The sequence below is a fragment of the Mesorhizobium sp. Root695 genome (assembly GCF_001428185.1).
Taxonomy (GTDB): Bacteria; Pseudomonadota; Alphaproteobacteria; order Rhizobiales; family Rhizobiaceae; genus Mesorhizobium.
In genome coordinates, this window is record NZ_LMHO01000044.1 from 42,485 (window position 1) to 67,550 (window position 25,066).

Consider the following 25,066-nt stretch of genomic DNA (forward strand, 5'->3'; position numbering starts at 1 on the left):
TCGATCCGGACCCTTGGCGATGATGCGGGCGCTGCGGCGGTGGAGTTCGCGATGGTGCTGCCCATCCTGTGCCTGGTGCTGCTCGGCATTCTGGACGGCTGGTCCTACGTAACGAGCTCGCTGTCGATGCGCGCCGGCGTGAAGACTGCCGCGAACCTGGTCATGGGCGGATCGACCAATGATGCGGCGACCAAGGCTGTTGCCATTGCGAGCTGGGAGAATCGGCCGGAGGACGGCCAAGTCACGCTAACCCGGATTTACATGTGCGGGACGACCGTGGTCAACGCTTCCACCTTGTGCAGTGGCCCGAAGGCGCCATCGGTCTATGTCCAGATCCAGGCCTCGGCCACTTGGGTGCCGCCCGTTGCCTTCGGTGCTTTTTCCGCTTCCAGCATCATCGGCCACCAGGAGATGATCCGTGTCCGCTAGAGCAAGCGCGTTCGGGCGGGATCGATCGGCCGGGGCCGGGTTGGAGTTCGCGCTGATCGCGCCTTTCCTCGTCATGCTGCTGTTCGGCATCTTCGCCTTCGGCTGGTCGATGCACTCGGTCTCCAGTGTTCGTTATACGCTGGAGACGTCATCGCGCTCGCTGCAGCTTAAGAACACCCTGACCCAGGCCGACATCCAATCGATCCTCACGCAAAAATTGCAGGCCCTGGGTTTGAAGGATGTGAACGTCACGATCGCCATCGACCCGGTGAGCGGCGGCTTCCGTATGGCGCATCTGACCGCCACCTACGCCTTCGTCATCGACTTCCCTTACTTCAGCGCCTTCCCGATCAACTACGCGACAACCGTCACCGTGCCGCTGGTCGGCGGCTAGGCTCTGGCAGGACAGCGATCGCCGAGAACGCGCGCTGGGGTTCTGCTTACCTGTACGCCTTGAGCGCGATCAGACCACAGAGAATGATTATCGCCGTCAGGATCAGTGCCCACGACACGACGTTATGCGATAGACGCCTTCGGCGACCGCGCAGGGCCCGGTCTCGCCAGCGTTTAGCCTGATCAGCCCCTATGTTCAGTTTATCCACGCCCTTCTCCCATAGCAGAATGCGGCTCATGCCCGGCCGGTGCCCCCATCGGCACCGCTTTTGGCGGTCACGTGACGCACTCCGGCCAGCTTTTTGATGGCACAGGGCTATCTTATATATTTGTTAATGCTAATATTAAATTGACGTAGCGTCATGCCCGGGCATCCCTCGGGGTATTTGCATTGTGGGGGGCCAATGAGAGTGGCTATATTTTGCACGGCTGTCGTGTTCGCCGCGACTGGTGTGGCTGTTGCCAAGGAGAAGAAGGTGGCAATCAGTGATGCCGCCGCCTTGTGTTCTACCAACCCGTCAGCCAAGAAGCCCGTTCCAAATCTGGACTGCAGTTTTACCGGAACTGCCAAACCGGAAGATAGCGGCGCGAAGGCAGAGCCGCGCCTCGGATACGACTCGAATCCGTGGATCATAACCGGCTTTTGATTTTGCTTTGGCGGACGCCAAGTTGAAGCGCTGAAAGAGGGCCGCCTTAACGGACGGGCTCTCGTTTCAGCATTGGCTCTCACACGCAATGCCGTCCCCGCAGGCCTCGGTATGTCCAATTGCAAGTGCGGTTGAAGTCTCTGGTACGCCCAAGGGGAATCGAACCCCTGTTACCGCCGTGAAAGGGCGGTGTCCTAACCGCTAGACGATGGGCGCGCTCAGACGAAGCGGCTTATACTGGCGTTGTGCGCAACCGGCAACCCGTCAGGTGCCACCTTGGACAACTTTTTTCCGGGCCTTTGAAATCAAGGATTTCGCTACGTCCGGCAAGGTGCGGAATTCTGCTCCGCTGTTCTCGTCGGCTAAAATCCCGGCATGAATCCCAGGGTCTTTGCGACGGAGCTTCGCTCCTGCTTCGCCCTAGGATGACGAAGACGGGACGCATCGCGCCAAATCGCAGAATAATGCCGTTAGCCGTCGCCACCGCCGCTGCGCCGGCGGCAGCGCCAGTTCCAGTCGCGCTCGGGGCCGACGTCGACGTGAACCGAGTCTGTGTGGCAGTAGGTGCCGACGCCGCCACGGCCGGGCATGCTCCTGATGTAGCTTGCCAGCTCCCATTTCGAAACGCCGGGCACCTGAATGTCGGCGGCAGCGCAATACATATGCAGCGAATTCTTGGCGCCGTTGGCGCGCCGGTTGCGGGCCGGGTCGCGATAGCCTGACGTCACCGTCATCTTGCGGCCGTAGTGGCCTTCGATCGTCTTCAGCACGCGCACCAGCGACGGCTTTAGGCAGGCCACATCGACGCTCTCGTTCTGCTTGAGCAGCCCGTTGGGCGCCAGTCGGGCCATGCCGGCGGCGGACGCGACCTGATAGGAGCCGCCGACTGGCCCCTCATCCTCGTTGAGGTCGACGTCGCTTTCGTCATCAAGGCCGGACTTGCGCTTGATTTCGAACAGGGCCGTCTGGCGCACGCCGGGCAGGGCATCGCTACCGGTGATGTGGCCGGTATCGCCGCCGAGCGAAGCCAGTTGCACCGGCTTTGCCGTAGAATCGGCCGAGGCCAGCGTGATGATCGGCTTTGCCGTTGCTGGCGCCGCTTTTGCCTGCACCACGGGCTGCTCGCCCGACCGGGTGTTGATAAGGGGCGTCGCCGAGGCTGGCGTGGCACCAAACATCGAGGCCAGGAAGCCTTTTTTCTTTGGTGCTTCGGCCTGCGGCATCTCGCCAGCCGTCACGTAAACCGGGTTGTTCATGGCCGGAGCGGCTGTCGGCTTCTGCGCGTTTACGCCGGCGTCGGCGGCGGCGATCTGCTGAGCAACCGTGTCGTTCTGCTGCGCGGTCTGCGCCTGCTGTGTCAGCGACTGCGGCGTGTTGCCGACGATTGTTTCAGCACCGGCCGGCGTGGTCAACGGAAAGGCGGTTTCGGGATTGGCCACCGGGACATAGGCGACCTTCTCGGGCAGCGCCGTATCGCTCGCCGTCATCACGGTCGTCTGCTCGGTCGTGACCTCGGACGAATCGGAGGCGACGGTCGCCTTGCCGCTCGAGGCAGCACTTATGTCCGATGCGGTGGCATTGTAGCCGGGCATTCCGACCGACATTGTCGGGTCGCCAGCCGAGGTGCAGGAGGCCAGAAGCAAGGAGCAGAGCGCTGCCACGATGGCGCGGCGTTCTCCCTTTGCGAGGCTCCATCCTGCTGATTTCAAAGTCAAATTCCCCCTCGATGCCCGGTCGGTATGTCCTTGGTGCGGCACCGATACGCCGCGTCAAGGTGACCTTTGTCTCCGATCCGGAAACGAGACCTGTGTCAAATCCGCAAGCCTGGAAGTATTTTTGCAGTGATTGCCGAATTACGGCCGCTTGATGGTTGACGACACCATTTCGCCCGCTTTTACCGGCCCGTCAACTCACCAGACATTACAGTCCGTTACACACGCACCTTCACATAGGTACCGGGAGCATCCCCCAAGGTTTTCATATGGTTGCCGGGTTTGCGGGCTGGCACGCGGGTGTTGTCCCTGGCCTCTATCCAGTTCTGCCAGTGCGGCCACCAGGACCCTGGGTGCTCGGTGGCCTTGGCTACCCACTGTCCGAAGTCGCCTGTCGGCATACCCCCGGTCCAGTACTGGTATTTGTTGGAGGCCGGCGGGTTGACGACGCCTGCTATGTGACCCGATCCCGCCATGACGTATTCGACCTTGCCACCGAAATATTTCGAGCCGAGGAACACCGAAAGCGCCGGCGCGATGTGATCTTCCTTGGAGGCGAGGTTGTAGACCGGGATGGTGATGTCGCCCAGTGAGATGGTGTGGCCGGCGAGTTCCATCTTGCCCTGTGAAAGCGTGTTATCGAGGTAGCAGTTGCGCAGGTAGAAGGAATGATTGGCCGCCGCCATTCGGGTCGAATCGGCGTTCCAGTAGAGCAGGTCGAAGGGCAGGGGATCCTTGCCGCGCATGTAGTTGTTGACGACATAGGGCCAGATCAGGTCGCCCGAGCGCAGCATGTTGAAGGCGGTCGCCATCTTGGTGCCGTCGAGATAGCCCTTTTCGCTCATCGACTTTTCCACCGCGGCGACCTGCTCTTCGTCGACGAACACTTTCAGGTCGCCGGCATTGGTGAAGTCGACCTGGGTGGTGAAGAAGGTGGCCGACTTGATGCGGTCGTCGCCCTCGCGTGCCATCAGCGCCAGTGCCGCCGCCAAAAGGGTGCCGCCGACGCAATAGCCGATGGCGTTGACGTCGCGCTCGCCGGTGGCCTTCTCGACCGTGTCGAGGCCATATTGCAGGCCCTCGCGGATATAGGCCTCCCATCCCTTGGCGCCGTGGCGCTCGTCCGGGTTGATCCAGGAGATGACGAACACGGTGTGGCCCTGTTCGACCGCCCAGCGAATGAAGGATTTCTGCGGGTTCAGATCAAGGATGTAGAACTTGTTGATCCATGGCGGGCAGATCAGCAGCGGCCGCTTGAGCACCGTCTCGGTCGCCGGATCGTATTGGATGATCTCGGCGACATCGCTACGGCCAACCACCTTGCCAGGGGTGGTGGCGATGTTCCGGCCGATCTCGAAGGGCGAATAGTCGGCCTGGCGCAGTTTCAGGTCGCCCTTGCCGGCGGCAATGTCCTCGGCCAGCATCTTCATGCCGCGCACCAGGTTCTCGCCGTTGGAAGCGACGGTCTCGCGAAACAGCTCCGGGTTGGTCAGGATGAAATTCGACGGCGAGATGGCGTTGGACACCTGCTTGACGTAGAAGCTCGCCTTGTGGCGGGTGTGCTCGTCCAGACCTTCGGCGTGTTCGACCAGATCGGCCGCCCAGCGCGAGGTGACGAGATAGGCCTGCTTGAGAAAATCGAAGAAGGCGTTGCGGCCCCATTCGGGGTCGAGGAAGCGCTTGTCGCCGCGCTCCGGCTTGACGGCGTCTTCGGTTTCTTGCGCGGCGTTGCTGGTACGCTGAATGGCGTTGGCCCAGACCGTCATGTAGCCGGCGAACAGCCGTGTCTGCGCTTCCAGCGCGCGCTGCGGATCGGAAAGCCAGTATTCGCTGAGCTTGGAAAAGGTCTTCACCATGTCGACAACCGGCTCGGCGACGTGATCGCGCACCTCGCCTTTTTCGCGCGGCTCGGCCCAGGCGGAAGCCGCCTTGCCGGCCTGCTCGATCATGCGCGCCATATTCAGAGCGAAGCGTTCCGGGTCCTTCACCAGATATTGCTCGACGGTCGAAGGCTCGTCATCTTCCGCTTTGCCCGAATCGGGTGTTTTGGACATGGTAGGCGGGGTTCCTCCCGAGGCCTTTTCTTGACATATTAACATGGGACATCCGACCGGGTCCAATCTCGCTCTACCTCGGCTGCCAAGGAAACAATATGACGATTAATATTGGCGAGACTGTTTTTTTCGATGCCGGACGTTTTTGCCGCATCGGCGCGGCGATCGTCCTCATGGCGATCGTCCTCATGGGGATTGCCGGGTGCTCCAGCACCGACGGCCCGACGTCCGTCGCGGCCGGTACGGGTCCGAAGGATACCGGCACCTTTCCGAACCTGAACATCAAGCCGCAAGTGGCGGCGCCGCAGTTCACCGAAGCCGAGAAGAACGCCAGGCTTGCGCAATTGAAGGCGGACAAGAATGCGCAGGCGGCCAAAGGCGGCGGTCCGAAGGTCGCCAACCAGGCGACGCTGACGGATCTCGCCAAGAAGCATGGCGACGAAACGCTGAAGCAGATCGAAGCCAAATGCGACCCCGCCCTCGACCCTACCTGCAAATAAGTATATAGCGCGCGCCCAATACCCCCTTTGCTGTCTGGAACTGCCATGGAAGAATTTCACAAGGTTCGCCGGCTTCCGCCTTACGTCTTCGAGCAGGTCAACCGGCTCAAGGCCAGCGCCCGTTCGCGCGGCGCCGACATCATCGACCTCGGCATGGGCAATCCGGATCTGCCGACGCCCAAGGCCATCGTCGACAAGCTGTGCGAGGTCGTGCGCGATCCGCGTACGCACCGCTATTCCTCGTCGCGCGGCATTCCGGGCCTGCGCCGCGCCCAGGCCGCCTACTATAGCAGGCGCTTCGGCGTGAAGCTCAACCCCGACACGCAAGTGGTGGCCACGCTTGGTTCGAAGGAAGGCTTCGCCAACATGGCGCAGGCAATCACGGCGCCGGGCGACGTGATCCTGTGCCCGAATCCGACCTATCCGATCCACGCCTTCGGCTTCATCATGTCGGGCGGCGTCATCCGCTCGCTGCAGGTGGAGCCCGATGACGGCTTCATCCCGGCGCTCGAGCGCGGTGTCAAGCATTCGATCCCGAAGCCGCTGGCGCTGATCCTCAACTATCCGTCGAACCCGACGGCGCTGGTCGCTTCGCTTGATTTCTACAAGGATGTGGTGGCCTTCGCCAAGAAGAACGACATCATCATCCTGTCCGACCTTGCCTATTCAGAAATCTATTTCGACGGCAATCCGCCGCCTTCGGTGCTGCAGGTTCAGGGCGCGATCGATGTCTGCGTCGAATTCACCTCGATGTCGAAGACCTTCTCGATGCCGGGCTGGCGCATGGGCTTTGCCGTTGGCAACGAGCGGCTGATCTCGGCGCTGACCAGGGTGAAATCCTATCTCGATTACGGCGCCTTCACGCCGATCCAGGTGGCGGCGGCACACGCGCTCAACGGCGACGGCGCCGACATTGCCGAGGTCCGCGACATCTATCACAAGCGCCGCGACGTGATGGTCGATGCCTTCGGCCGCGCCGGCTGGACCATTCCGGCACCGGCGGCGTCGATGTTTGCCTGGGCGCCGATCCCTGAGCCGTTCCGCCATCTCGGCTCGCTCGAATTCTCCAAGCTGCTCATCGAACATGCCGACGTGGCGGTGGCGCCCGGTGTCGGCTTCGGCGAACATGGCGATGATCACGTCCGCATCGCGCTGGTCGAGAACGAGCACCGGATCCGCCAGGCGGCGCGCAACATCAAGCGCTTCCTGTTGACCAGCGCCAAGCAGCCCAACAATGTGGTTCCGCTTTCCGCTCACCGGTAAGCTTGCCGCACACCATTTCGATTTCGATCTGACTTGAGGGACGTTGCCTTCTATGGCTGAAGCATTGCGTGTTGGAATTGCCGGCCTCGGTACGGTTGGCGCGTCGGTGGCGCGTGTGCTGCGCGACAAGGCAGTGGAACTGACCCGCCAGTGCGGTCGTGACGTGATCGTCACCGCCGTCTCGGCGCGCGACCAGAAGCGTGACCGCGGCGTCGATCTGAGCTCGGCAAAGTGGTTCGACGATCCGGTCAAGATGGCGCAGGCCGCCGAAATCGACGTGTTCGTCGAACTGATCGGCGGCGACGAGGGGCCGGCGCGCTCATCGGTGAAGGCGGCACTCGAAGCCGGCCGTCACGTCGTCACCGCCAACAAGGCGCTGCTCGCCAAGCATGGCGTGGCGCTGGCCGAGATCGCCGAGAAGAAGGGCGTGCTGCTCAACTACGAGGCGGCGGTGGCTGGCGGCATCCCCGTCATCAAGACGATGCGCGAGGCGATGGCCGGCAATTCGGTCACCCGCGTGTTCGGCATCCTCAACGGCACCTGCAACTATATCCTGACCCGCATGGAGGCCGAGGGCATTTCGTTCGACGCCTGCCTGAAGGACGCGCAGCGGCTGGGCTATGCCGAAGCCGATCCGACGTTCGACATCGAGGGCCACGACACCGCGCACAAGCTGTCGATCCTGACCAGCCTTGCCTTCGGCACCAGGATCGCCGCCAACGACATCTATATGGAAGGCATTTCCAACATCACCCAGGCCGACATCCGTGCGGCCGGCGATCTTGGCTACCGGATCAAGCTGCTTGGTGTCGCCCAGCGCACCGAGAGCGGCATCGAGCAGCGCGTGCATCCGACCATGGTGCCGACCTCCTCGGTCATCGCGCAGGTGCATGGCGTCACCAATGCGGTGGCGATCGAGACCGACATTCTTGGCGAGTTGCTGCTGTCCGGCCCCGGTGCGGGCGGCAACGCCACCGCCTCGGCCGTCATCGGCGACATCGCCGACATCGCCAAGAGCCGGCCCGGCTTCCAGCACGGTCCGGTCTTCGGCCGGCCGGCGAAGGAACTGAAACCGTACAAGAAGGCGCAGATGCGCAGCCATGCCGGCGGCTACTTCATCCGGCTGACCGTGCATGATCGCATTGGCGTGTTTGCGGCAATAGCCAAGCGCATGGCCGACAACGACATTTCGCTGGAATCGATCGTCCAGCACGCGGTCAATGGCGAGGCGGCAGCACAGAAGACGGTGATCCTCGTCACCCACGAGACGACCGAGGCGGCCGTGCGCAAGGCCGTCGATGGCATCACCAAGGACGGCCATCTGACCGACAAGCCGCAGGTCATCCGCATCGAGCGGGCAGGATAGTTTCTCGCCCGGTAGCCGCGTGGGACAAGAATCCCGCACGCATTGAGGCCATTCGGACGGCAAACAGCCGCGCCCGGCCGGAACGAATTCGCGCCGCCGCCGTTCTCTTGGACAGTAACCAGAGGGAGCCGCTTCATGGCCGATACCAACAAATCCGACACCCCACACATCGACGACATCCAAAAGACGCTGGAAAAGCAGATTGACGAACTGCGCAAGGAGATCACCAAGATCAACAAGAGCATTTCGGCGCGGAGTGCGGAGATGCTCGATGACGCCAGCGAACAGGCTTCCGATTTCTATGACACGGCGGCGGCCCGCGCATCGCGAACCGCCCAACAGCTGCGCAGCCAGGCCCATGCTGTTTCGGAAGTCGCACGCGAAAATCCCGGTACGACGACAGCCGTGGTCGGCGTGATCGGCCTGCTCGGCTTTCTGGCCGGCTTCGCCATTGGCCAGTCGATGAACGACACGTCGCGCCGCTGGTATTAGTCGCGTCGCGACAGGGCCGGTTTCTCCGGCTCATTTCCCTGTTTTCAGTACGTCATCGTTAAGGAGGGCACCATGGCTTCATCCGCGTTGATCAGCATCCTGATCACATTCCTCGTCATCATCCTCGTTCTCTATCTGGTTCAGCGCCTGCCGCTCGATGCCCGCATGAGGCAGATCGCTCAGGTCATCGTGATCATCATCGGCATCATTTCGCTGCTCAAATACCTTGCGGTTTTCTAGGCCGCGAAAGGTGCCGATTTTGACTTTTTCAACCCGGCCCGGTTCATTGCGACCGGGCCGGCACCGTTTTGGAAGTCGGTTTAATCGATTGATATTACTGGCTATTCGATAAAACTCATGGCAGGTCTTGCCGTTGTCATGCTCGTTTGACAAAACAGGCCGCCTCCGGCGGGAGGCCGCATTGCGAACGAGGATATCACCAGATGAATGTTGCCCAGAACATCGTCGCCAGTCTTGACCGGATACTCACCATGGAACTGGTGCGCGTCACCGAACGGGCCGCCGTCGCCGCTGCCAGGCTGCGTGGGCGCGGCGACGAAAAGGCGGCCGACCAGGTCGCCGTGGATGCCATGCGCCAGGAGCTCAACCGGCTTGCCATCAGGGGCACGGTGGTGATCGGCGAGGGCGAGAGGGACGAGGCGCCAATGCTCTATATCGGCGAGGAAGTCGGCTCGGGCAAAGGTCCGGCCGTCGATATCGCACTCGATCCGCTCGAAGGCACGACGATCTGCGCCAAGAACCTGCCCAATGCGCTCGCCGTCATCGCGATCGCCGAGAAGGGCAGCCTGCTGTTCGCACCCGATGTCTACATGGACAAGATCGCCATCGGCCCGGGCTATGCGGACGGCGTCATCGACATCGATGCCTCGCCGGCCGAAAACATCGCGAGCCTCGCCCGGGCCAAGGGCGTCGCTATATCGGACATCACCACCTGCATTCTCGACCGGCCACGTCATGCCAAGCTGATCGATGCCGTGCGCGCCACGGGCGCCGCGATCCGGCTGATCGGCGACGGCGATGTCGCCGGCGTCATCCACACCACGGATCCGGAAGAAACCGGCATCGACATCTATCTCGGCACTGGCGGCGCACCCGAGGGCGTGCTGGCGGCGGCCGCGCTGCGTTGCACCGGCGGCCAGATGCAGGGCCGGCTGATCCTCGACACGCCGGAAAAGGTCACTCGCGCGGCAAAGATGGGTATTTCCAATCCGAAACGCGTCTATCGGACGGAGGACATGGCGCGCGGCGATGTGCTGTTCGCGGCCACCGGTGTCACCGACGGCAATATGCTGGCTGGCGTCAAGTTCGGCCAGAATTACATCACCACCCACACGATCGTGCTGCGCTCATCGTCGCGGACGGTGCGCGAGATCAAGGCCAGGCACCAGGATCTGGATAAGTTCTGACGCTCGCTTGCGAAGCCACCTTGCAGTTGTTAGCCATTTGGGCGCATTCGATGCTGGCTGCGGGGATTTGACGATGAAACCGTTCGACTGGCACGCGGATCCGATCTCGCGCGCCACCGCCATAACGAAGTCCTATCGCAACACCCAGAACGTGCGCCGCTTTCTCATCCGCGAATGCGGCGATGCGTTCAGGTTCGACCGGCCGTTCATGGCCTGGCTCAAGGACGGTGCAGACAAGACGATGGGCGATGCGGCCGACGAGTGGCTTCGGCGCCAGGCTGAAAAGCGGAAAGCGTAGTTTTCTTGACATCATCCGCGACGGCGCACATCCGTGAACCGCTTGGCTTTGCCTGCCTTTGGCCTAAAGCGCGTCGCGTTCACGCGACGCGCTTTTATGCATGTCGTTGTCCCAAAACCGCTGCACACTTTCGGGCGACATGCACTATCCTGCGGCCAATCATGAGTTGGCAAAGCGAATGACCGGCGAGAAACGCCTCTTCCTCGATGTCAGGCAGTCGGCTACCGGGGTCTCCTGGGAGCATCGGCTGACCGAGCGGCAAGACATGATCGCGCTCGCCATCGCGCAGGGCCATGGCGTGCCCGACATCGTCGCGCGGGTGCTTGCCGGTCGCGGCGTCACCGCCGAGCAGACCGAGCGGTTTCTCGACCCGACGATCCGCGATCTTCTGCCGGATCCGGCATCGCTGACCGACATGGACCGGGCGGCGGCTCGCATCGCCGCCGCGGTGATGGCCAGAGAAAAGGTGGCGATCTTCGGCGACTATGATGTCGACGGCGCCGCCTCGTCGGCCTTGCTGAAACGGTTCCTTGCGCATTTCTCGGTGCCGTCGGAAATCTACATCCCAGATCGCATTTTCGAGGGCTATGGTCCCAACCCCGACGCCATGCGCGAACTGGTTTCGCGTGGCGCGACACTGATCGTCACTGTCGATTGCGGCACCAACAGTGCCGTTTCCATCGATGCCGCCAACGAGGCCGGGGCCGATGTCGTGGTGCTCGACCACCATCAGGTCGGCGGTGCCTTGCCGGCGGCAATCGCCGTCGTCAATCCCAACCGCGACGACGATCTTTCCGGACAGGGCCATCTCTGTGCCGCCGGCGTGGTCTTCCTCGCCCTAGTGCAGACGGCCAAGATCCTGCGCGGCCGCATGGCCGATGCTACGCCGCCGGACCTGCTTTCGCTGCTTGATATCGTGGCACTGGCCACCGTCTGCGACGTGGTGCCGCTGACCGGCGTCAACCGTGCCTTCGTGGTCAAGGGGCTACAGATGGCGCGCCAGCAGAAGAATGAAGGGCTGGCGGCACTGGCACGGGTGTCGCGGATCGGCGAGCCGATCAGCACTTTCCATCTGGCCTATCTGATTGGCCCGCGCATCAATGCCGGCGGGCGCATCGGCGATGCCGCACTTGGCAGCCGGCTGCTTGCGACCGACGACCCGGTCGAGGCGCGCACCATTGCCGAGACGCTCGATCGGCTCAACCAGGAGCGGCAGCTGATGGAGCAGGAGATGCTCGCCGCAGCACGCGCGGAGGCCGATGCAGAGCTTGCCGGCGGCAATGGCCCGGCGATCGTCGTCACCGCCAGCAACAACTGGCATCCGGGCATTGTCGGTCTGCTCGCCTCACGGCTGAAGGATCATGCGCGGCGGCCGGCCTTCGCCATCGCCTTCAACGCCAACGGCACCGGCACCGGCTCGGGCCGCTCGGTGTCGGGTTTCGACCTCGGTCGGCTGGTGCGCGAGGCGGCCGGTGCCGGGCTGATCGTCAAGGGCGGCGGCCACGGAATGGCGGCGGGCATCACCGTGGAGCGGGCGAAGCTTGGCGAGCTCAGGGCGTTTTTCGAAGAACGGGCGGCGGCCGATGTGTTCCGGCTGCAAGCCGAGGAAAGTCTGGCGATCGACGGCGCGCTTGCCGCCGAAGGCGCGACGCTCAGTCTGCTCGACGCGCTGGAAAAGGCCGGACCGTTCGGCGCCGGGCATGCAGCACCCGTTTTCGCGCTGCCGCGTCACCGGTTGGCAGATGCGCGGCCGGTCGGCACCAACCACATCCGCGTCGAGCTGCAATCGGAAAGCGGCGGTCGCATCCAGGCGATCGCCTTTCGCGCCGTCGACACCGCCCTTGGCGAATTCCTGTTCAAGAACCGGGGCAAGACAATCCACGTCGCCGGTTCGCTGTCGGGCAATTACTGGAGTGGCAACCGCACGGTGCAATTTCGCATTGTCGATGCGGCGCGCGCGTGAGATCGCGCAGATTGGGCAGCCGATGCGCAACGCAGCAGCGCACCGATCATTTGTTGCACGGCAGGTATACCTAGGCGAGAACGGACTGCAGCCGGGTCAGTTCGCCGATCTGGGCCATCGTCGCCTGATAACCGAGGTTGATCGCCTCGTCGGCGCGGTGGAACTCGGTCAGGCCGATATGGCTGAGCTTCGGCTGCAGCGACATGTCGGGCGGGTCGCCGGCAAGCCTGGCGCGCGAAATGCGGTCCTGGATGATGTTGAAGGCCTCGACCATGACGCCGGTGATGCCGAGTCGCGTCTGATGCGACTGGTGCTCGGCATCGACCTGGCCCGGTCTTGGTGCGTCCTTTTCGATGACCAGTTCGCCGGCGCTGTGCTTGATGACGGCGGCACGGCCGAACAAATCATAGTGAAGATTGACCGCCACCACGAGTGGCTGCTCATAGGCGCGGCAGACCGAAACCGGCACCGGGTTGACCAGAGCACCGTCAACCAGCACGCGGCCGTTGCAATTCACCGGCTCGAACACGCCGGGCAGCGCGTAGGAAGCGCGCATGGCGGTGATCAGCGAGCCGCTCGACAGCCAGATTTCGTGGCCGGTGCGGATTTCCGACGTGACTGCGACGAACGGCTTGGCCAGATCCTCGAAACGAATGCCAGCCATGTGCTCGCGCAGTCGGGCGTCGAGCTTCATGCCGCCGAACAGGCCGCTGCCGCGCAGGTTGAGATCGAGCAGGCCGAAGATGCGGCGCTTGGTCAGGCTGCGGGCGAATTCTTCGAGTTCGTCCAGCTTGCCAGCGAGATAGCAGCCGCCGACCAGCGCGCCGATCGAGGTGCCGGCGATCATCGACACTTCGATGCCGGCTTCGTCGAGCGCGCGCAACACGCCGATATGCGCCCAGCCGCGGGCGCAACCGCCGCCCAACGCGAGCGAAATGCCTGTTTTCTTCGGATGTTTCGTTTCGGACGCGCCGGACGAGGAGAGGCCGTTGGCTTCCCGAACGTCTGTCCTGCTACGCAATGACGCCCACTCGAGCATCATAATCTCCCTTGTCCCACTCCCCTTCTACAGGAAGTACGTTTGAGAATAGTGAACATGAGTGGCTTGTGAATATTGAATGGTTCACAAAAGCTTCCGATACGTGTTTTCCGCATCGAACAGCGGTTTGCTGCCGTCGTCGGCAAGCGTCCCCTTGCCATCGACCAGCCCCACCGTCCGATAAAAGCATGAACGCCGACCGGTGTGACAGGTTGCGTCGTGGCCCAACACTTTGACGCGCAGCCACAATGCATCCTGGTCGCAATCGGCGCGCATCTCGACGACATGCTGAAAATTGCCCGAGGTTTCCCCCTTTTTCCAAAGCGCGTTGCGCGAGCGTGACCAGTAGTGAGCGATGCCTGTCTCCAGCGTCAGCGCCAGCGCCTGCGCATTCATGTGCGCAACCATCAACAGCATGCCGTCCTGGGCGTCGGTGACGACGACCGTAACGAGGCCGGCAGCGTCGAAGCGCGGTGAAAACACTGCGCCTTCCTCGAGCGCTTTCTTGTCTGAGGGAGCTTTTGGAAATTCCAGTGCCGACATCGCCGGTCCTTGTTCCTAGTGGCCGGCGAGCGCGATTCAGACCCCGCTGCCGCGCACCATGGTGACGAAACGGACCTGCTCTTCGGGCGTGTCCTTGAAGACACCGGTGAAGGTCGAGGTCAGCGTGGTTGAACCCTGTTTGCGAATGCCGCGCATGGCCATGCACATGTGCTCGGCCTCGATCATGACGGCGACGCCGCGCGGATTGAGCACGTCCTGGATGACGCCGGCGATCTGCGCAGTCAGGGCTTCCTGGGTCTGCAGGCGGTGGGCGAAGATGTCGACGACGCGCGCGATCTTGGACAGGCCGACAACCTTGCCATCCGGCAGATACCCGACATGCGCCTTGCCGATGATCGGCACCATGTGATGCTCGCAATGCGAATGGAATGTTATGTCCTTGACGATGACCAAGTCATCGTAGCCGGCAACCTCCTCGAAGGTGCGGCCGAGTTCTTCGGCCGGGCACATGTCGTAGCCGCCGAACATTTCGCGATAGGCCTTGGCCACGCGCTTGGGCGTGTCGATCAACCCTTCGCGGTCCGGATTGTCGCCGGTCCAGCGCAAAAGCGTGCGCACGGCGGCCTCGACTTCGGCTTCGCTCGGCCGGTCGGTTACCGGCTTCTCCATATAGGCTGACTGGGGCATGAGTTTCTTGATGACGGCATCCATAAAAGGCGTCTCCCGTAGTCCCTCTCGGCGGAGGAACGAGTTGAACGGACCACGACCTTTCGGTGTCGGAAACTCGCCCGGTTTCCAGCCCCGCAAGTGGCGTGAACTTCCCGGCAAAGACACTGGCTTTCGTTGTCTTGTCGATACCGGACTGCCAGCATTATATATGGTCATGATGAGCGAAAGGAAGACACGACAGCGGCAATCGCTGTTCGCTTGGCGGCGACGGATTGGAAAATAATGATAAACGACATCTACAATGCGAAAATTCTCGGTTTTGCCGGAAACATCGCCCGCATCGGCCGCCTCGATCATCCCGACGCGACCGCCAAGGCGCATTCCAAGCTGTGCGGCTCGACCGTCACCGTCGACCTCAAGATGCAGGATGGCGTGGTCACGGACTTTGCCCATGACGTGAAGGCCTGCGCGCTCGGCCAGGCGTCATCCTCGATCATGGCGCAGCATGTCGTTGGCGCGAGCACCGAGGAATTGCGCGCGGTGCGCGACACGATGCTGAAAATGCTGAAGGAAAATGGCGCTCCGCCGGACGGTCGCTTCGCGGACCTGAAATATCTGGAGCCGGTGCGCGACTACAAGGCCCGTCATGCCTCGACCATGCTGACTTTCGATGCCGTGGTCGACGCGATCGGCCAGATCGAGAAGAAGCGCGCCGAAGGAGCAGCCTGAGGGCCGATAACCGACCGTTACAGAGCACGTCTGGTTTCGGCAAATTCGCCGCGCACCCAGTCAGCGAACGCGGCGGCCGGCTCCGACAGGTCGCGCAGGCTCCTGGCGACCAGCCAGTAGGCACCGGACGCGACGTCGATATCGAACGGCTTGATCAGCGCGCCGGATGCGATTTCCCCGCCGATCTGCAGGAGATCGCCCAGTGCCACGCCATGTCCGAGCAGGGCGGCCTGCTTTGAAAGCGACGCGTCCGCCAGCATCGGACCGCGCGCGGGCACGGCGTCGGCAGGCACGCCGGCCGCTTCGAACCAGCGCGCCCAACCCTGACGGTTCTCCTCGTGCAAAAGCGTGTAGCGACCAAGATCAATGGGTTTCTCGAGGGCAGGGCCCGAGGCAAGCAGCGCCGGCGATAGAACCGGTGAATCGACCGTCGAGGCAAGCCGCTCAGCCTGGCTGCGCGGCCACGAGGTGGCATGTGCGCTGAAGCGCAGGGCAAGCTCCGGCTGATCGCTGCGGAACTCGATCAGCCTTGGATCGACTTCGAGAGAGACGTCGATATCGGGCCGCAATTCGCGAAATTGATTGAGCCGGGGGACCAGCCACACGGATGCGAGCGACGGCTCCACACTGACGCGAACCACGGACTGCAGCGGCGTCGCCACCAGTTCCCCAAGCAAGGTGTCGATGGCGTCGAAACTTCTGACGAGTTGATCCAGCAGACGCCGGCCGGTGTCGGTCAGTTCGACACGGCGATGGCGACGTTCGAACAGGGGCTGACGCAGGAAGGTTTCGAGTTCGCGGATCTGCCGGCTGATCGCGGCCTGCGAGACGAAAAGCTCCTCGGCGGCTCGGCTGAAGCTCAGATGCCGGCCCGCTGCCTCGAAGCTTCTCAATGCCGTCAGCGGCAAGCGCCCGCGCTTCATTCGCATAACCCAGGATTATCCGAAGTTGAAATTATACTCGTTTGAAGGCGAAGGCCAGCGGCGGTCTAATCGCGTCAAAGGAGACCGATCATGATCCAGTTGCTAAGCATCTTTGGCGATGTCATGCGGATCGCAACGTTTCAATGGCGCGACGAGAGACAGCGTGAAGAACGCCGCGATGAGCCGACCAGTCGTGGCCGCTGGGCGCCTTCGGCTGACCGGCAGCCGTTTCGACGTTTCCGTCCGTGACGGCGGGAGGCGCGCAAGGAGCGGGGATTGCGTTCTCCAGTGGAAGCCCACATCTATCGCGTTGGAATGCACTTGTTTGAGCATGTTCTTCCGCTTTTCGGGATCATGCTCTGGGACGGAGACTGCGGTGGGCGACCAGCATGCGCATAGTGCCGGACCGCCAAGGCGCGGCCGCAACTGGCCCGGCCCGTGGCGCAAGACGCCGGGCCGTCTGCTCGGCACGTCGCTCGTGCGCCTCTACCAGCTGACGCTGTCCGGCTTTGTCGGCAATTCCTGCCGGCATCTGCCGACCTGTTCGGAATATGCGCATGAGGCGATTGCCCGCCATGGCCTGTGGGCTGGCGGCTGGATGGGATTTTTCCGCGTGCTGCGCTGCGGGCCATTTGGCACGCATGGCATCGACCGCGTGCCGGAGACCTTGGCGGAGCGCTATGTCTGGTTCATGCCCTGGCGGTACTGGCGGATCGGCAGCAAGCGTGGCGAAGCGCAGGGCTGATGGCGCCGGTCATGTCCCGACGACACTGCGCGTTTACGAACTGGTAGGGTTAACGCAAGCCTGCACAAAGACTGCGCATTTGAGACAAAATCGAGACAAGACACCTCGCTAAGCCGCTCGCGAACCCCCTTCTGGAGCGAGCAGAAAATGCGCAATTTCGACCGTCTTCCCTTCATCTTTGCCGGAATCCTGTTCCTGCTCGCCTGGCTGCTGGGATTTCCGCTGCGCGCGCAATCGGCGCCGCTGAGGGACGTTCAATGTACGGTGATCGCTGACGCGGCGAGCGGCAAGACGCTTTACCAGGATGGTGTGTGCGACCAACGGTTCAGCCCGGCTTCGACGTTCAAGGTGCCGCTGTCGCTGATCGGTTATGATAGCGGGATCCTGAGCGACGAGCACACGCCGAGCTGGGATTACAAGCCTGAATTCAACGCGGTGAAGCGGGATCAGAAGACCGTCGATCCGGTGGTCTGGGAGCGGGATTCGATTCTGTGGTTTTCCCGAGAAATCACCCGCCGGCTTGGGCCGCAGAGTTTTGCCGGCTATGTCTCGAAATTCGACTACGGCAACGCCGATGTTTCCGGCAATCCCGGCAAGAATGATGGTCTGACCCAGTCCTGGGTGAATTCCTCGCTCACGATCACGCCGGTCGAGCAGGTCGATTTCCTGCGCAAGCTGCTGGCCCGCAAGCTGCCTGTCTCGGCCAGGGCTTACGACATGACATCAGCGATCATCCCGACCTTCCAGGCCGGAGGCTGGACGGTGCAAGGCAAGACCGGCAGTACCAGGCTGCGCAACGATGCCGACAAGGTCCAGGACAAGCGCTCACTCGGCTGGTTCGTCGGCTGGGCGCAAAAGGATGGTCGCCAGATCGTTTTTGCGCGGCTTGTCGTCGACACCAACCGCACCGATATGCCGAAGGGCCTCAAGACCCGGGCCGCGTTCCTGAAGGATCTGCCGCTGCTCATCAAATGAAGGCCTGACACCTGAGCCGGGCTTTACGGCGGAGGAATCTGTCCATAAAAGACAGCCGCCGCCGGACGCATCCGGCTTACTCTTTGCATGTCGTGGCTCCAAACCCATTTTCGCACGACATGCATTTTCAACCACCCGCGCTCGTTTGCGGGACTGGATAGGAGATACACATGCTGAATTCCATTTCCCTGACATTTCCCGATGGTTCCGTTCGCGAATACGACGCGGCGATGACCGGTGCTGGCCTGGCCGAATCGATCTCCAAGTCGCTGGCCAAGAAGGCCGTCGCCTACTCGATCGACGGCACCGTGCGCGACCTCAGCGATCCGCTCGGCAAATCCGGCAAGGTCGAGATCGTCACCCGCGACGACCCGCGCGCGCTGGAGCTGATCCGCCACGACGCTGCACATGTGCTGGCGGAAGCCGTGCAGGAGTTGTGGCCGGGAACGCAGGTGACCATCGGGCCGGTGATTGAGAACGGCTTCTATTACGACTTTGCCCGCAACGAGCCGTTCACGCCTGACGATTTTCCGGTGATCGAGAAGAAGATGCGCGAGATCATTGCGCGCAACAAGCCGTTCACCAAAGAGGTCTGGTCGCGCGACAAGGCGAAAGAGGTATTTGCCGACAAGGGCGAACGCTACAAGCTGGAGCTGATCGACGCCATTCCCGAGGATCAGGATCTCAAGATCTACGCGCAGGGCGGCTGGTTCGACCTTTGCCGTGGCCCGCACATGGCCTCGACCGGGCAGATCGGCAACGCCTTCAAACTGATGAAGGTGGCCGGCGCCTATTGGCGCGGCGACTCGAACAACCCGATGCTGACGCGCATCTACGGCACCGCCTGGGCCGACCAGGCGCAGCTCGAAGCCTACCAGATGATGCTGGAGGAGGCCGAGAAGCGCGACCACAGGAAGATCGGCCGCGAGATGGACCTTTTCCATTTCCAGGAAGAGGGCCCTGGCGTCGTCTTCTGGCACGCCAAGGGCTGGAAGATGTTCCAGAATCTGGTCAACTACATGCGCCGCCGCCTCGACGAGCAGGGCTATCAGGAGGTCAACGCGCCGCAGGTTCTAGACAAGAGCCTGTGGGAGACGTCAGGCCACTGGGGCTGGTATCGCGACGCCATGTTCAAGGTGACGGTCGCCGGCGACGACACCGATGACGACCGCGTCTTCGCGCTGAAGCCGATGAATTGCCCGGGCCATGTGCAGATTTTCAAGCACGGGTTGAAGTCTTATCGCGATCTGCCCGTAAAACTTGCAGAATTTGGCAATGTGCATCGCTACGAGCCATCCGGCGCGCTGCATGGGCTGATGCGCGTGCGCGGCTTCACGCAGGACGATGCGCACATCTTCTGCACTGAAGAACAGCTGGCAGCGGAATGCCTGCGCATCAACGACCTGATCCTGTCTACCTATGCCGATTTCGGTTTCGACGAAATCAGCGTGAAGCTGTCGACGCGGCCGGACAAGCGCGTCGGCACCGACGAAGCGTGGGATCACGCAGAGGCGATCATGGGCAGCGTGCTGGAGACGATCAGGACGCGGTCCGGCAATCGGATCAAGACCTCGATCAATCCGGGCGAGGGCGCGTTCTACGGGCCGAAATTCGAATATGTGCTGAAGGATGCCATCGGCCGCGAATGGCAGTGTGGCACGACGCAGGTCGACTTCAACCTGCCGGAACGGTTTGGCGCCTTCTACATCGGCTCGGATTCCGAGAAGAAGCAGCCTGTCATGGTGCACCGTGCTATCTGCGGCTCGATGGAGCGTTTCCTCGGCATCCTGATCGAGAACTATTCCGGCCATTTCCCGCTGTGGTTCGCGCCGCTGCAAGTGGTGGTGGCGACGATCACGTCCGATGCCGACGGCTATGCGACCGAGGTGGTGGCAAGGCTGAAGGCCGCGGGCCTGTTGGCGGAAGCGGATCTGCGCAACGAGAAGATCAATTACAAGGTCCGCGAACACAGCTTGGCCAAGGTGCCGGTCATCCTCGTCTGCGGCAAGCGTGAGGCGGAGGAGCAGACCGTCAACATGCGCCGGCTGGGCTCGCGCGATCAGGAATCGCTTGGCCTTGACCAGGCGATCGCGCAGTTGACCGAAGAAGCGATCACGCCCGACCGCAGGCGCAAACGCGCGGCGTAATTGGCACAGTTCCGACGAAATGGCGGTGGAGCGATCCACCGCCATTTTCATATCCCTGTCACGCCGACCTTGTAACGAGCCCCTATGCTCAAGTTGAAATTGCGCGAACGACCCTTTCCCGAGCTTTCCTATGCCAATCCGCGCCAGCCGGCGCTGGCGCGCTGGTTCATTCATTCGGTCGAAGGCCTGTCGGGCCGCGACCGTTACACCGCACTTTATGATTTCTGGCGCCGCCAGGTCGTGCCGACCGGCGAACGCGTGTTCAGCCGCATGCTCGACCTGATCGACGTCCGCGTGCGGACATCAGATCAATGGCCGCCGGCGCAATTGCCGGATACGCCGCTGGTGATCGTCGCCAATCATCCGTTCGGCATCGGTGACGGTATTGCCGTGCTGTCGTTGGTTGAGCAGCTCGGACGCCCGTTCCGGGTGATGATCCACAAGGATCTGCTCAAGATCCGCGAGATGGAGCCTTACTCGCTGCCGATCGACTTTTCCGAGAGCAAGGACGCGCTCAAGAACAACATGGCTGTGCGCCATGAAGCGGTGCGGCTGCTGAAGGAAGGCGTCACCATCGTGGTGTTTCCGGCCGGCGGTGTCGCCACCGCGCCGAAGGGCTTTGGCCGGGCGCGCGACTTGCCGTGGAAGATGTTTCCGGCCCGCCTCGTCCAGGACGCCAAGGCGTCGGTCATCCCGATGCATTTTTCCGGGCAGAACGGCAGGCTGTTCCATCTGGTCAGCGGGCCGATGAACATGGCAGAGCGCGACGGCCGGGTGGCGAAATTCGTCGGCAAGGCCTCGCTGACGCTGCGCACATCGCTGCTCATCCACGAATTCGCGCGGCTGTCCGGCAAGGCGATCGAGGTGCGCGTCGGCGATGTGCTGAGCTGGAATGAGCTGGAGCCACTGCGCGACCGCAAGGCGTTGCTCGACCGGCTTTATCGCGGCGTGTTCGATCTGGCGCCAGTCGTGGCGCGCCGCCGCATTCCATTCCTGCCGGCGCGGACCAAGCTGGCAGCCTGAAAGTGGGAACCGTGCCGCGGAAGGTTAGTCCGCGCCTTCTTCAGGGTCCATCGCCGCGGCCTCGGTGGCCAGAACCTCGATCTCCTGGTTCTGCCCGGCCACGACGGTAAAATCCTTCTGGTAGATGCGGTCGCGGTTCTTGGCGATGATGGTGTAGTCGCCCTCGGCCAGCACCATCGAGGCGAAGGCGCCGACGGTTTCCTTGATCGGATCGCCGGATTCGTTGAGCAGCGACCAGGACGTATCGGCGATCGCCTCGCCACCGGTTTCGCGCACCAGCTTCATCGTGATCTCGGCGGCGTGGTGCTCGACGGTGGCTTCGGTCAGCTTGCCGGCCTCGACGCGGATGTCGGAGCGGATGACCGCATTGACCGCGCCATAAGTCGAGACGACATGATAGATGCCGGCGTTGAGCCGCACGACACTGTTGGGCTCGACATCGGGAATGATCAGCGCGCGATCGCCATTGGCCTCGGCGGTGCCCTCGTAGATCGAAAAGCGCAGTTTCTTCGGCGGAATGCGCACGCCGCCGGACAGCACGGCGTCGAGTTTGAGGCCGCCTGCGTCGAGCACGAGGCTTTCGCGCTTGGTGTCCTTGCCGACAGTGATGCGCTTGGTGGCGCCGGCCCGGCCGTAGGAGGCGTGAACCAGATAGCTGCCGGGCTCGAGCTGGAAGACGGCGGTGCCGCCATGGGCGGAGGCGACCATGGGCAATTTACCGTTGACGGCTTCGGGCTTGAAGACCCGCCAGACAATGCCGCGCGTGATGTCGGCGCCCTTGTCGGTCAACTGCGCGGACAGTGTGATGGCACCGCCGCCGCTCAGAGCCAGGGACGTCTCACCTTTCGGCGTCGCGTAGCTCGAAATTCCCGGAAGCTTCAGGTCGCTGACACCGTCGACGTTCTGCGCCATGGCGAACGAAACCGGCGCCATGAACAGCAGGGCGCCGAGCCAGACCAGGAAAAGACGGACAGTCCCCTCAAACATACCTTGCGTTGAAGCCCATGGCGGTGGCAATTTCAAGGCTTAAGAGTCCGATCGATACGACTCTTCCGTCCGACGTATCCCGCGCCAATGCCCGAGCCGCCCGAATTCCCGATGGTGCGCTTCAGCTCAAAACAGAATGTCTAGGAGACTTGCGCCCATGGCGTCGCCAATCATCGATTTCCTGCTGACCCGAAACTCCGCACCGATCCCTGATCTGAAGGAGCCGGCGCCGAGCGATGCGGAGATCGCGACGATGATCACTGCTGCCTCGCGGGTGCCCGACCATGGCCGGTTGGAGCCCTGGCGCTTCATCCTCTACCGTGGTGAAGCCCGCGTCGAGATCGGCAGACAACTGGCGACCCTTGCGGAGCAGCGGGAGGGACCCTTGCCGGAAGGCCGCCGCAACCAGGAACTGGCGCGATTCTCGCGCGCGCCGCTGGTGATCGGCGTCGTGTCGATTCCCAGGGAGAATCCAAAAATCCCGCAATGGGAAATGTTCCTGTCAGGCGGCTTGGCGGCAATGAACCTGATGATATCAGCCAATGCGCTGGGCTATGGCACCAACATGATCAGCAACTGGTATTCGGATGTGCCGGAGGGCAGGGCGTTGCTGGGGCTGGCACCGCAGGAGCGGGTCATCGGCTTCATCCATATCGGCTCCTATGCTGGCCCGGCGCCGGAGCGGCCCCGGCCCGATCCGGCAAAGCTCTATGGCGACTATTCGGGGCCGTGGGTGGGCTGAATGTTCTACGAACCTTCAAAGGGCCACGGCCTGCCGCACGACCCTTCGAAGGCGATCGTGGCGCCGCGTCCGATCGGCTGGATTTCGACGCTGAACAGGGCTGGTGAGATCAACCTCGCGCCATACTCCTTCTTTAATGCCTTCTCGACGCGACCCTTCATCGTCTGGTTTTCCTCCGAAGGCGAGAAAGACAGCGCCTCCTTCGCGCAGGAAACCGGCGAGTTCGTTGCCAATCTCGTCAGTCGCGACCTCGCGGAGAAGATGAACCGCACATCGGTCAATGCACCGCGCGGCGTCAATGAGTTCGTCTATGCCGACCTCGCCATGGCGCCGTCGCGCCTGGTCGCGCCGCCGCGCGTGGCGGCAGCGCCTGCAGCGCTCGAATGCCGGGTGACGGAAGTCTTTCGGCCAAAGGCACTGGACGGATCGCCGACAAGTGCCGTCGTCGTCGCCGGTGAAGTGGTCGGCGTATACATCGACGACGCCTTCCTGACAGACGGTCTGTTCGACATCACCAGGGCCGGCAATGTCGCCCGACTCGGCTATATGGACTATGCCAGCGTCAACGAGGTGTTTTCGATGCGACGGCCACGCTGGGACAAGGACTAAGCCGAGACTCCTGCCGCCTTTGCCCGCGCCAGAAGCCGCTCGGCCAGCCGCAAATGCGGGCGGTCGTACATCTTGCCGTCGATGCCGACGACGCCGGGATTTCCCACTGCCGCGAACGCGGCGACGATTGCCGCCGATTGTCTCACCGCCTCGAGCGACGGCGTGAAGGCGGCGTTGATGACCGGCACCTGATCGGGGTGGATAGCCATCTTGCCGGTGAAGCCATCGCGCTCGGCTTCACTGCATTCAGCTTGGAAGGCCGCCATGTCGCGAAAATTCGTAAAGACGGTGTCGATAGCCGCGACCTCCGCCGCACCAGCGGCGAGTATGGTCATCGTGCGAGCGTGACGGAACACGTCCGTGTAGCGGCCGCGCTCGTCGCGGGCCGTGCGTGCGCCGATCGCAGCCGACAGATCCTCGGCGCCCCAGGTGAGACCGGCAAGCCGCGCGCTCGTCCCGGCATAGGTCGCCGCCGCCAGCACGCCTGCCGGCGTTTCGGTGATGATCGGCAGGATCTTGATCGCGCCGTCGGCCAGGCCGTTTTCAGCCTCGCGCACCCTGAGCTTTACCGACAAATGCTGCACATCCTGGCCGCTGTTCGACTTGGGCAGCATTATGCCGTCGGGCTTGGCTGAAACGAGCGCCGCCAGATCGTCATCCGTCAGGCCGGTCGAGAGATCGTTGACCCTGACATAGATCGCTGAGCCGGTTTGCGCCCTGCGCTCGGCGATAAAGCGCGCCGCCACCTCGCGTGCCAGCGCCTTGTTCTGCGGCGCCACGGAATCTTCAAGGTCGACGATGACCACGTCGGCACCGGCACCAAAACCCTTATCCAGTTTCCTCTCGGAATCGCCGGGGACGAACAGCAGCGAACGCATGCGTCAGTTCGCCTTCTTCAGCATCATCGCTTGCCTGGCGCATTTGGCGACGAGATCGCCATGCTGGTTGTAGGCGCGATGCTCGAATTCGACGATGCCGCGGTCGGGTTTCGACTTCGACTCCCGCACCGAGATGACTGTCGTCTCGACCCGGATGGTGTCGCCATGGAAGACCGGATGCGGAAACACGGTTTCCTTCATGCCGAGATTGGCGACCGTTGTGCCAACGGTGATGTCATTGACCGAAATGCCGATCATCAGCCCGAGCGTGAAAAGCGAGTTGACCAGCGGCTTGCCCCATTCGCTCTTGGCGGCAAAATCGAAGTCGATGTGCAGCGGCTGCGGGTTCAGCGTCATCACCGAAAACAGCATGTTGTCGCTTTCGGTAACGGTCTTGCGCAGCGTGTGCTGGAAGACATGGCCGACGACGAACTCTTCGAGATAAAGCCCGGCCATTTTCGGTCCCTCTATTGTTTGATGGTTGATAGGCGCTGCATTCAGGGCTCGCAAGCCAGTTAATGAACATGGTGAACCGTTCGTAAACTATTTCTG

General features: G+C 62.5%; 28 protein-coding genes and 1 tRNA gene. 19 read left to right on the top strand and 10 right to left on the bottom strand.

Annotated elements, in window-relative coordinates:
- Positions 1 to 39 precede the first annotated feature (39 nt).
- From ASD99_RS28140 to ASD99_RS28155, 3 genes are all read left to right on the top strand, one after another.
- Positions 40 to 429, top strand: coding sequence for a TadE/TadG family type IV pilus assembly protein (locus ASD99_RS28140; protein WP_274533728.1), 390 nt, complete (start codon positions 40 to 42; stop codon positions 427 to 429).
- A gap of 40 nt (positions 430 to 469) precedes the next feature.
- The gene (locus tag ASD99_RS28145) at positions 470 to 823 is read left to right on the top strand and encodes a TadE family protein (protein ID WP_244497928.1); all 354 of its coding nucleotides are present in this window, start codon (positions 470 to 472) and stop codon (positions 821 to 823) included.
- 475 nt (positions 824 to 1,298) lie between these two features.
- The gene (locus tag ASD99_RS28155) at positions 1,299 to 1,469 is read left to right on the top strand and encodes a hypothetical protein (protein WP_162252211.1); all 171 of its coding nucleotides are present in this window, start codon (positions 1,299 to 1,301) and stop codon (positions 1,467 to 1,469) included.
- A 141-nt stretch (positions 1,470 to 1,610) separates the two neighbouring features.
- Here the strand turns inward: ASD99_RS28155 and ASD99_RS28160 are convergent.
- From ASD99_RS28160 to ASD99_RS28170, 3 genes are all read right to left on the bottom strand, one after another.
- A tRNA-Glu gene (locus ASD99_RS28160) sits at positions 1,611 to 1,685 on the bottom strand.
- 254 nt (positions 1,686 to 1,939) lie between these two features.
- Positions 1,940 to 3,184 carry a YcbK family protein gene (locus tag ASD99_RS28165; RefSeq protein ID WP_056582048.1) on the bottom strand — a complete coding sequence of 415 codons (1,245 nt, stop codon included), beginning with the start codon at positions 3,182 to 3,184 and terminating at the stop codon, positions 1,940 to 1,942.
- Between the two features lie 215 nt (positions 3,185 to 3,399).
- Complete coding sequence (locus ASD99_RS28170) at positions 3,400 to 5,235, bottom strand: PHA/PHB synthase family protein (protein ID WP_057145610.1); 1,836 nt, start codon at positions 5,233 to 5,235, stop codon at positions 3,400 to 3,402.
- Between the two features lie 98 nt (positions 5,236 to 5,333).
- Here ASD99_RS28170 and ASD99_RS28175 point away from each other — a divergent pair, with 98 nt between their 5' ends.
- From ASD99_RS28175 to recJ, 8 genes are all read left to right on the top strand, one after another.
- Positions 5,334 to 5,735 (top strand): hypothetical protein, encoded by a 402-nt coding sequence (locus ASD99_RS28175; RefSeq protein WP_057145612.1) that lies wholly within the window; start codon positions 5,334 to 5,336, stop codon positions 5,733 to 5,735.
- 45 nt (positions 5,736 to 5,780) lie between these two features.
- Positions 5,781 to 6,998 carry an LL-diaminopimelate aminotransferase gene (locus ASD99_RS28180; RefSeq protein WP_056582054.1) on the top strand — a complete coding sequence of 406 codons (1,218 nt, stop codon included), beginning with the start codon at positions 5,781 to 5,783 and terminating at the stop codon, positions 6,996 to 6,998.
- Positions 6,999 to 7,050: 52 nt separating this feature from the next.
- Entirely contained in the window at positions 7,051 to 8,364 is a 1,314-nt protein-coding gene (locus ASD99_RS28185) for a homoserine dehydrogenase (protein ID WP_056582056.1), read from the top strand.
- Between the two features lie 135 nt (positions 8,365 to 8,499).
- Complete coding sequence (locus ASD99_RS28190; RefSeq protein WP_056582057.1) at positions 8,500 to 8,856, top strand: hypothetical protein; 357 nt, start codon at positions 8,500 to 8,502, stop codon at positions 8,854 to 8,856.
- Positions 8,857 to 8,928: 72 nt separating this feature from the next.
- Entirely contained in the window at positions 8,929 to 9,096 is a 168-nt protein-coding gene (locus tag ASD99_RS34195) for a Thivi_2564 family membrane protein (RefSeq protein WP_082525241.1), read from the top strand.
- 203 nt (positions 9,097 to 9,299) lie between these two features.
- A complete protein-coding gene (gene glpX / locus ASD99_RS28195; RefSeq protein WP_057145614.1) occupies positions 9,300 to 10,283 on the top strand; it encodes a class II fructose-bisphosphatase in 984 nt (327 codons plus the stop codon).
- Between the two features lie 73 nt (positions 10,284 to 10,356).
- Positions 10,357 to 10,581: a DUF6434 domain-containing protein gene (locus tag ASD99_RS28200; RefSeq protein ID WP_057145616.1), complete on the top strand. Its 225-nt coding sequence runs from the start codon at positions 10,357 to 10,359 to the stop codon at positions 10,579 to 10,581.
- Positions 10,582 to 10,759: 178 nt separating this feature from the next.
- Positions 10,760 to 12,544: a single-stranded-DNA-specific exonuclease RecJ gene (gene recJ / locus ASD99_RS28205; protein ID WP_057145744.1), complete on the top strand. Its 1,785-nt coding sequence runs from the start codon at positions 10,760 to 10,762 to the stop codon at positions 12,542 to 12,544.
- Between the two features lie 70 nt (positions 12,545 to 12,614).
- Here recJ and ASD99_RS28210 read toward each other — a convergent pair whose 3' ends face one another.
- The 3 genes from ASD99_RS28210 to folE form a co-directional block, all read right to left on the bottom strand.
- A complete protein-coding gene (locus ASD99_RS28210) occupies positions 12,615 to 13,586 on the bottom strand; it encodes a patatin family protein (protein ID WP_413813961.1) in 972 nt (323 codons plus the stop codon).
- Positions 13,587 to 13,667: 81 nt separating this feature from the next.
- Positions 13,668 to 14,126 carry a phosphoribosyl-AMP cyclohydrolase gene (hisI, locus tag ASD99_RS28215; protein ID WP_057145618.1) on the bottom strand — a complete coding sequence of 153 codons (459 nt, stop codon included), beginning with the start codon at positions 14,124 to 14,126 and terminating at the stop codon, positions 13,668 to 13,670.
- 36 nt (positions 14,127 to 14,162) lie between these two features.
- On the bottom strand, positions 14,163 to 14,798 hold the full coding sequence (gene folE / locus ASD99_RS28220; protein ID WP_056582066.1) for a GTP cyclohydrolase I FolE: 636 nt from the start codon (positions 14,796 to 14,798) through the stop codon (positions 14,163 to 14,165).
- A gap of 240 nt (positions 14,799 to 15,038) precedes the next feature.
- Here folE and ASD99_RS28225 point away from each other — a divergent pair, with 240 nt between their 5' ends.
- A complete protein-coding gene (locus ASD99_RS28225; RefSeq protein ID WP_057145620.1) occupies positions 15,039 to 15,485 on the top strand; it encodes an iron-sulfur cluster assembly scaffold protein in 447 nt (148 codons plus the stop codon).
- Positions 15,486 to 15,502: 17 nt separating this feature from the next.
- Here ASD99_RS28225 and ASD99_RS28230 read toward each other — a convergent pair whose 3' ends face one another.
- Entirely contained in the window at positions 15,503 to 16,408 is a 906-nt protein-coding gene (locus ASD99_RS28230; protein WP_056582070.1) for a LysR substrate-binding domain-containing protein, read from the bottom strand.
- Between the two features lie 90 nt (positions 16,409 to 16,498).
- Here ASD99_RS28230 and ASD99_RS34200 point away from each other — a divergent pair, with 90 nt between their 5' ends.
- The 5 genes from ASD99_RS34200 (at position 16,499) to ASD99_RS28250 (ending at position 21,298) form a co-directional block, all read left to right on the top strand.
- Entirely contained in the window at positions 16,499 to 16,657 is a 159-nt protein-coding gene (locus ASD99_RS34200) for a hypothetical protein (RefSeq protein WP_082583447.1), read from the top strand.
- 82 nt (positions 16,658 to 16,739) lie between these two features.
- Positions 16,740 to 17,153 carry a membrane protein insertion efficiency factor YidD gene (yidD, locus tag ASD99_RS28235; protein WP_413813963.1) on the top strand — a complete coding sequence of 138 codons (414 nt, stop codon included), beginning with the start codon at positions 16,740 to 16,742 and terminating at the stop codon, positions 17,151 to 17,153.
- Between the two features lie 147 nt (positions 17,154 to 17,300).
- Entirely contained in the window at positions 17,301 to 18,128 is an 828-nt protein-coding gene (blaOXA, locus tag ASD99_RS28240) for a class D beta-lactamase (protein WP_057145623.1), read from the top strand.
- 170 nt (positions 18,129 to 18,298) lie between these two features.
- Positions 18,299 to 20,275 (top strand): threonine--tRNA ligase, encoded by a 1,977-nt coding sequence (gene thrS, locus ASD99_RS28245; protein ID WP_057145625.1) that lies wholly within the window; start codon positions 18,299 to 18,301, stop codon positions 20,273 to 20,275.
- Positions 20,276 to 20,359: 84 nt separating this feature from the next.
- Positions 20,360 to 21,298, top strand: a complete 939-nt coding sequence (locus tag ASD99_RS28250; RefSeq protein WP_057145627.1) for a lysophospholipid acyltransferase family protein — start codon at positions 20,360 to 20,362, stop codon at positions 21,296 to 21,298.
- Between the two features lie 24 nt (positions 21,299 to 21,322).
- Here ASD99_RS28250 and ASD99_RS28255 read toward each other — a convergent pair whose 3' ends face one another.
- On the bottom strand, positions 21,323 to 22,285 hold the full coding sequence (locus ASD99_RS28255) for a hypothetical protein (protein ID WP_056582080.1): 963 nt from the start codon (positions 22,283 to 22,285) through the stop codon (positions 21,323 to 21,325).
- Positions 22,286 to 22,442: 157 nt separating this feature from the next.
- On the opposite strand from ASD99_RS28255, the gene ASD99_RS28260 reads away from it, so the two are divergent.
- Both ASD99_RS28260 and ASD99_RS28265 read left to right on the top strand, forming a co-directional pair.
- Positions 22,443 to 23,027, top strand: a complete 585-nt coding sequence (locus ASD99_RS28260; protein WP_056582082.1) for a nitroreductase — start codon at positions 22,443 to 22,445, stop codon at positions 23,025 to 23,027.
- On the top strand, positions 23,028 to 23,636 hold the full coding sequence (locus ASD99_RS28265) for a flavin reductase family protein (protein WP_056582085.1): 609 nt from the start codon (positions 23,028 to 23,030) through the stop codon (positions 23,634 to 23,636). It abuts the gene before it with no gap.
- Here ASD99_RS28265 and ASD99_RS28270 read toward each other — a convergent pair.
- Positions 23,633 to 24,514: an HpcH/HpaI aldolase/citrate lyase family protein gene (locus ASD99_RS28270; RefSeq protein ID WP_056582087.1), complete on the bottom strand. Its 882-nt coding sequence runs from the start codon at positions 24,512 to 24,514 to the stop codon at positions 23,633 to 23,635. The genes ASD99_RS28265 and ASD99_RS28270 overlap by 4 nt on opposite strands.
- 3 nt (positions 24,515 to 24,517) lie before the next feature.
- Complete coding sequence (locus ASD99_RS28275) at positions 24,518 to 24,970, bottom strand: MaoC family dehydratase (protein WP_056582088.1); 453 nt, start codon at positions 24,968 to 24,970, stop codon at positions 24,518 to 24,520.
- Positions 24,971 to 25,066 lie beyond the last annotated feature (96 nt).

Coding starts and splice junctions, on each gene's coding strand:
- ASD99_RS28170 (WP_057145610.1), bottom strand. CDS start 5,235: ATGTCCAAAACACCCGATTCGGGCAAAGCGGAAGATGACGAGCCTTCG.
- ASD99_RS28175 (WP_057145612.1), top strand. CDS start 5,334: ATGACGATTAATATTGGCGAGACTGTTTTTTTCGATGCCGGACGTTTT.
- ASD99_RS28180 (WP_056582054.1), top strand. CDS start 5,781: ATGGAAGAATTTCACAAGGTTCGCCGGCTTCCGCCTTACGTCTTCGAG.
- ASD99_RS28185 (WP_056582056.1), top strand. CDS start 7,051: ATGGCTGAAGCATTGCGTGTTGGAATTGCCGGCCTCGGTACGGTTGGC.
- ASD99_RS28190 (WP_056582057.1), top strand. CDS start 8,500: ATGGCCGATACCAACAAATCCGACACCCCACACATCGACGACATCCAA.
- ASD99_RS34195 (WP_082525241.1), top strand. CDS start 8,929: ATGGCTTCATCCGCGTTGATCAGCATCCTGATCACATTCCTCGTCATC.
- glpX (WP_057145614.1), top strand. CDS start 9,300: ATGAATGTTGCCCAGAACATCGTCGCCAGTCTTGACCGGATACTCACC.
- ASD99_RS28200 (WP_057145616.1), top strand. CDS start 10,357: ATGAAACCGTTCGACTGGCACGCGGATCCGATCTCGCGCGCCACCGCC.
- recJ (WP_057145744.1), top strand. CDS start 10,760: ATGACCGGCGAGAAACGCCTCTTCCTCGATGTCAGGCAGTCGGCTACC.
- ASD99_RS28210 (WP_413813961.1), bottom strand. CDS start 13,586: ATGATGCTCGAGTGGGCGTCATTGCGTAGCAGGACAGACGTTCGGGAA.
- hisI (WP_057145618.1), bottom strand. CDS start 14,126: ATGTCGGCACTGGAATTTCCAAAAGCTCCCTCAGACAAGAAAGCGCTC.
- folE (WP_056582066.1), bottom strand. CDS start 14,798: ATGGATGCCGTCATCAAGAAACTCATGCCCCAGTCAGCCTATATGGAG.
- ASD99_RS28225 (WP_057145620.1), top strand. CDS start 15,039: ATGATAAACGACATCTACAATGCGAAAATTCTCGGTTTTGCCGGAAAC.
- ASD99_RS28230 (WP_056582070.1), bottom strand. CDS start 16,408: ATGAAGCGCGGGCGCTTGCCGCTGACGGCATTGAGAAGCTTCGAGGCA.
- ASD99_RS34200 (WP_082583447.1), top strand. CDS start 16,499: ATGATCCAGTTGCTAAGCATCTTTGGCGATGTCATGCGGATCGCAACG.
- yidD (WP_413813963.1), top strand. CDS start 16,740: ATGTTCTTCCGCTTTTCGGGATCATGCTCTGGGACGGAGACTGCGGTG.
- blaOXA (WP_057145623.1), top strand. CDS start 17,301: ATGCGCAATTTCGACCGTCTTCCCTTCATCTTTGCCGGAATCCTGTTC.
- thrS (WP_057145625.1), top strand. CDS start 18,299: ATGCTGAATTCCATTTCCCTGACATTTCCCGATGGTTCCGTTCGCGAA.
- ASD99_RS28250 (WP_057145627.1), top strand. CDS start 20,360: ATGCTCAAGTTGAAATTGCGCGAACGACCCTTTCCCGAGCTTTCCTAT.
- ASD99_RS28255 (WP_056582080.1), bottom strand. CDS start 22,285: ATGTTTGAGGGGACTGTCCGTCTTTTCCTGGTCTGGCTCGGCGCCCTG.
- ASD99_RS28260 (WP_056582082.1), top strand. CDS start 22,443: ATGGCGTCGCCAATCATCGATTTCCTGCTGACCCGAAACTCCGCACCG.
- ASD99_RS28265 (WP_056582085.1), top strand. CDS start 23,028: ATGTTCTACGAACCTTCAAAGGGCCACGGCCTGCCGCACGACCCTTCG.
- ASD99_RS28270 (WP_056582087.1), bottom strand. CDS start 24,514: ATGCGTTCGCTGCTGTTCGTCCCCGGCGATTCCGAGAGGAAACTGGAT.
- ASD99_RS28275 (WP_056582088.1), bottom strand. CDS start 24,970: ATGGCCGGGCTTTATCTCGAAGAGTTCGTCGTCGGCCATGTCTTCCAG.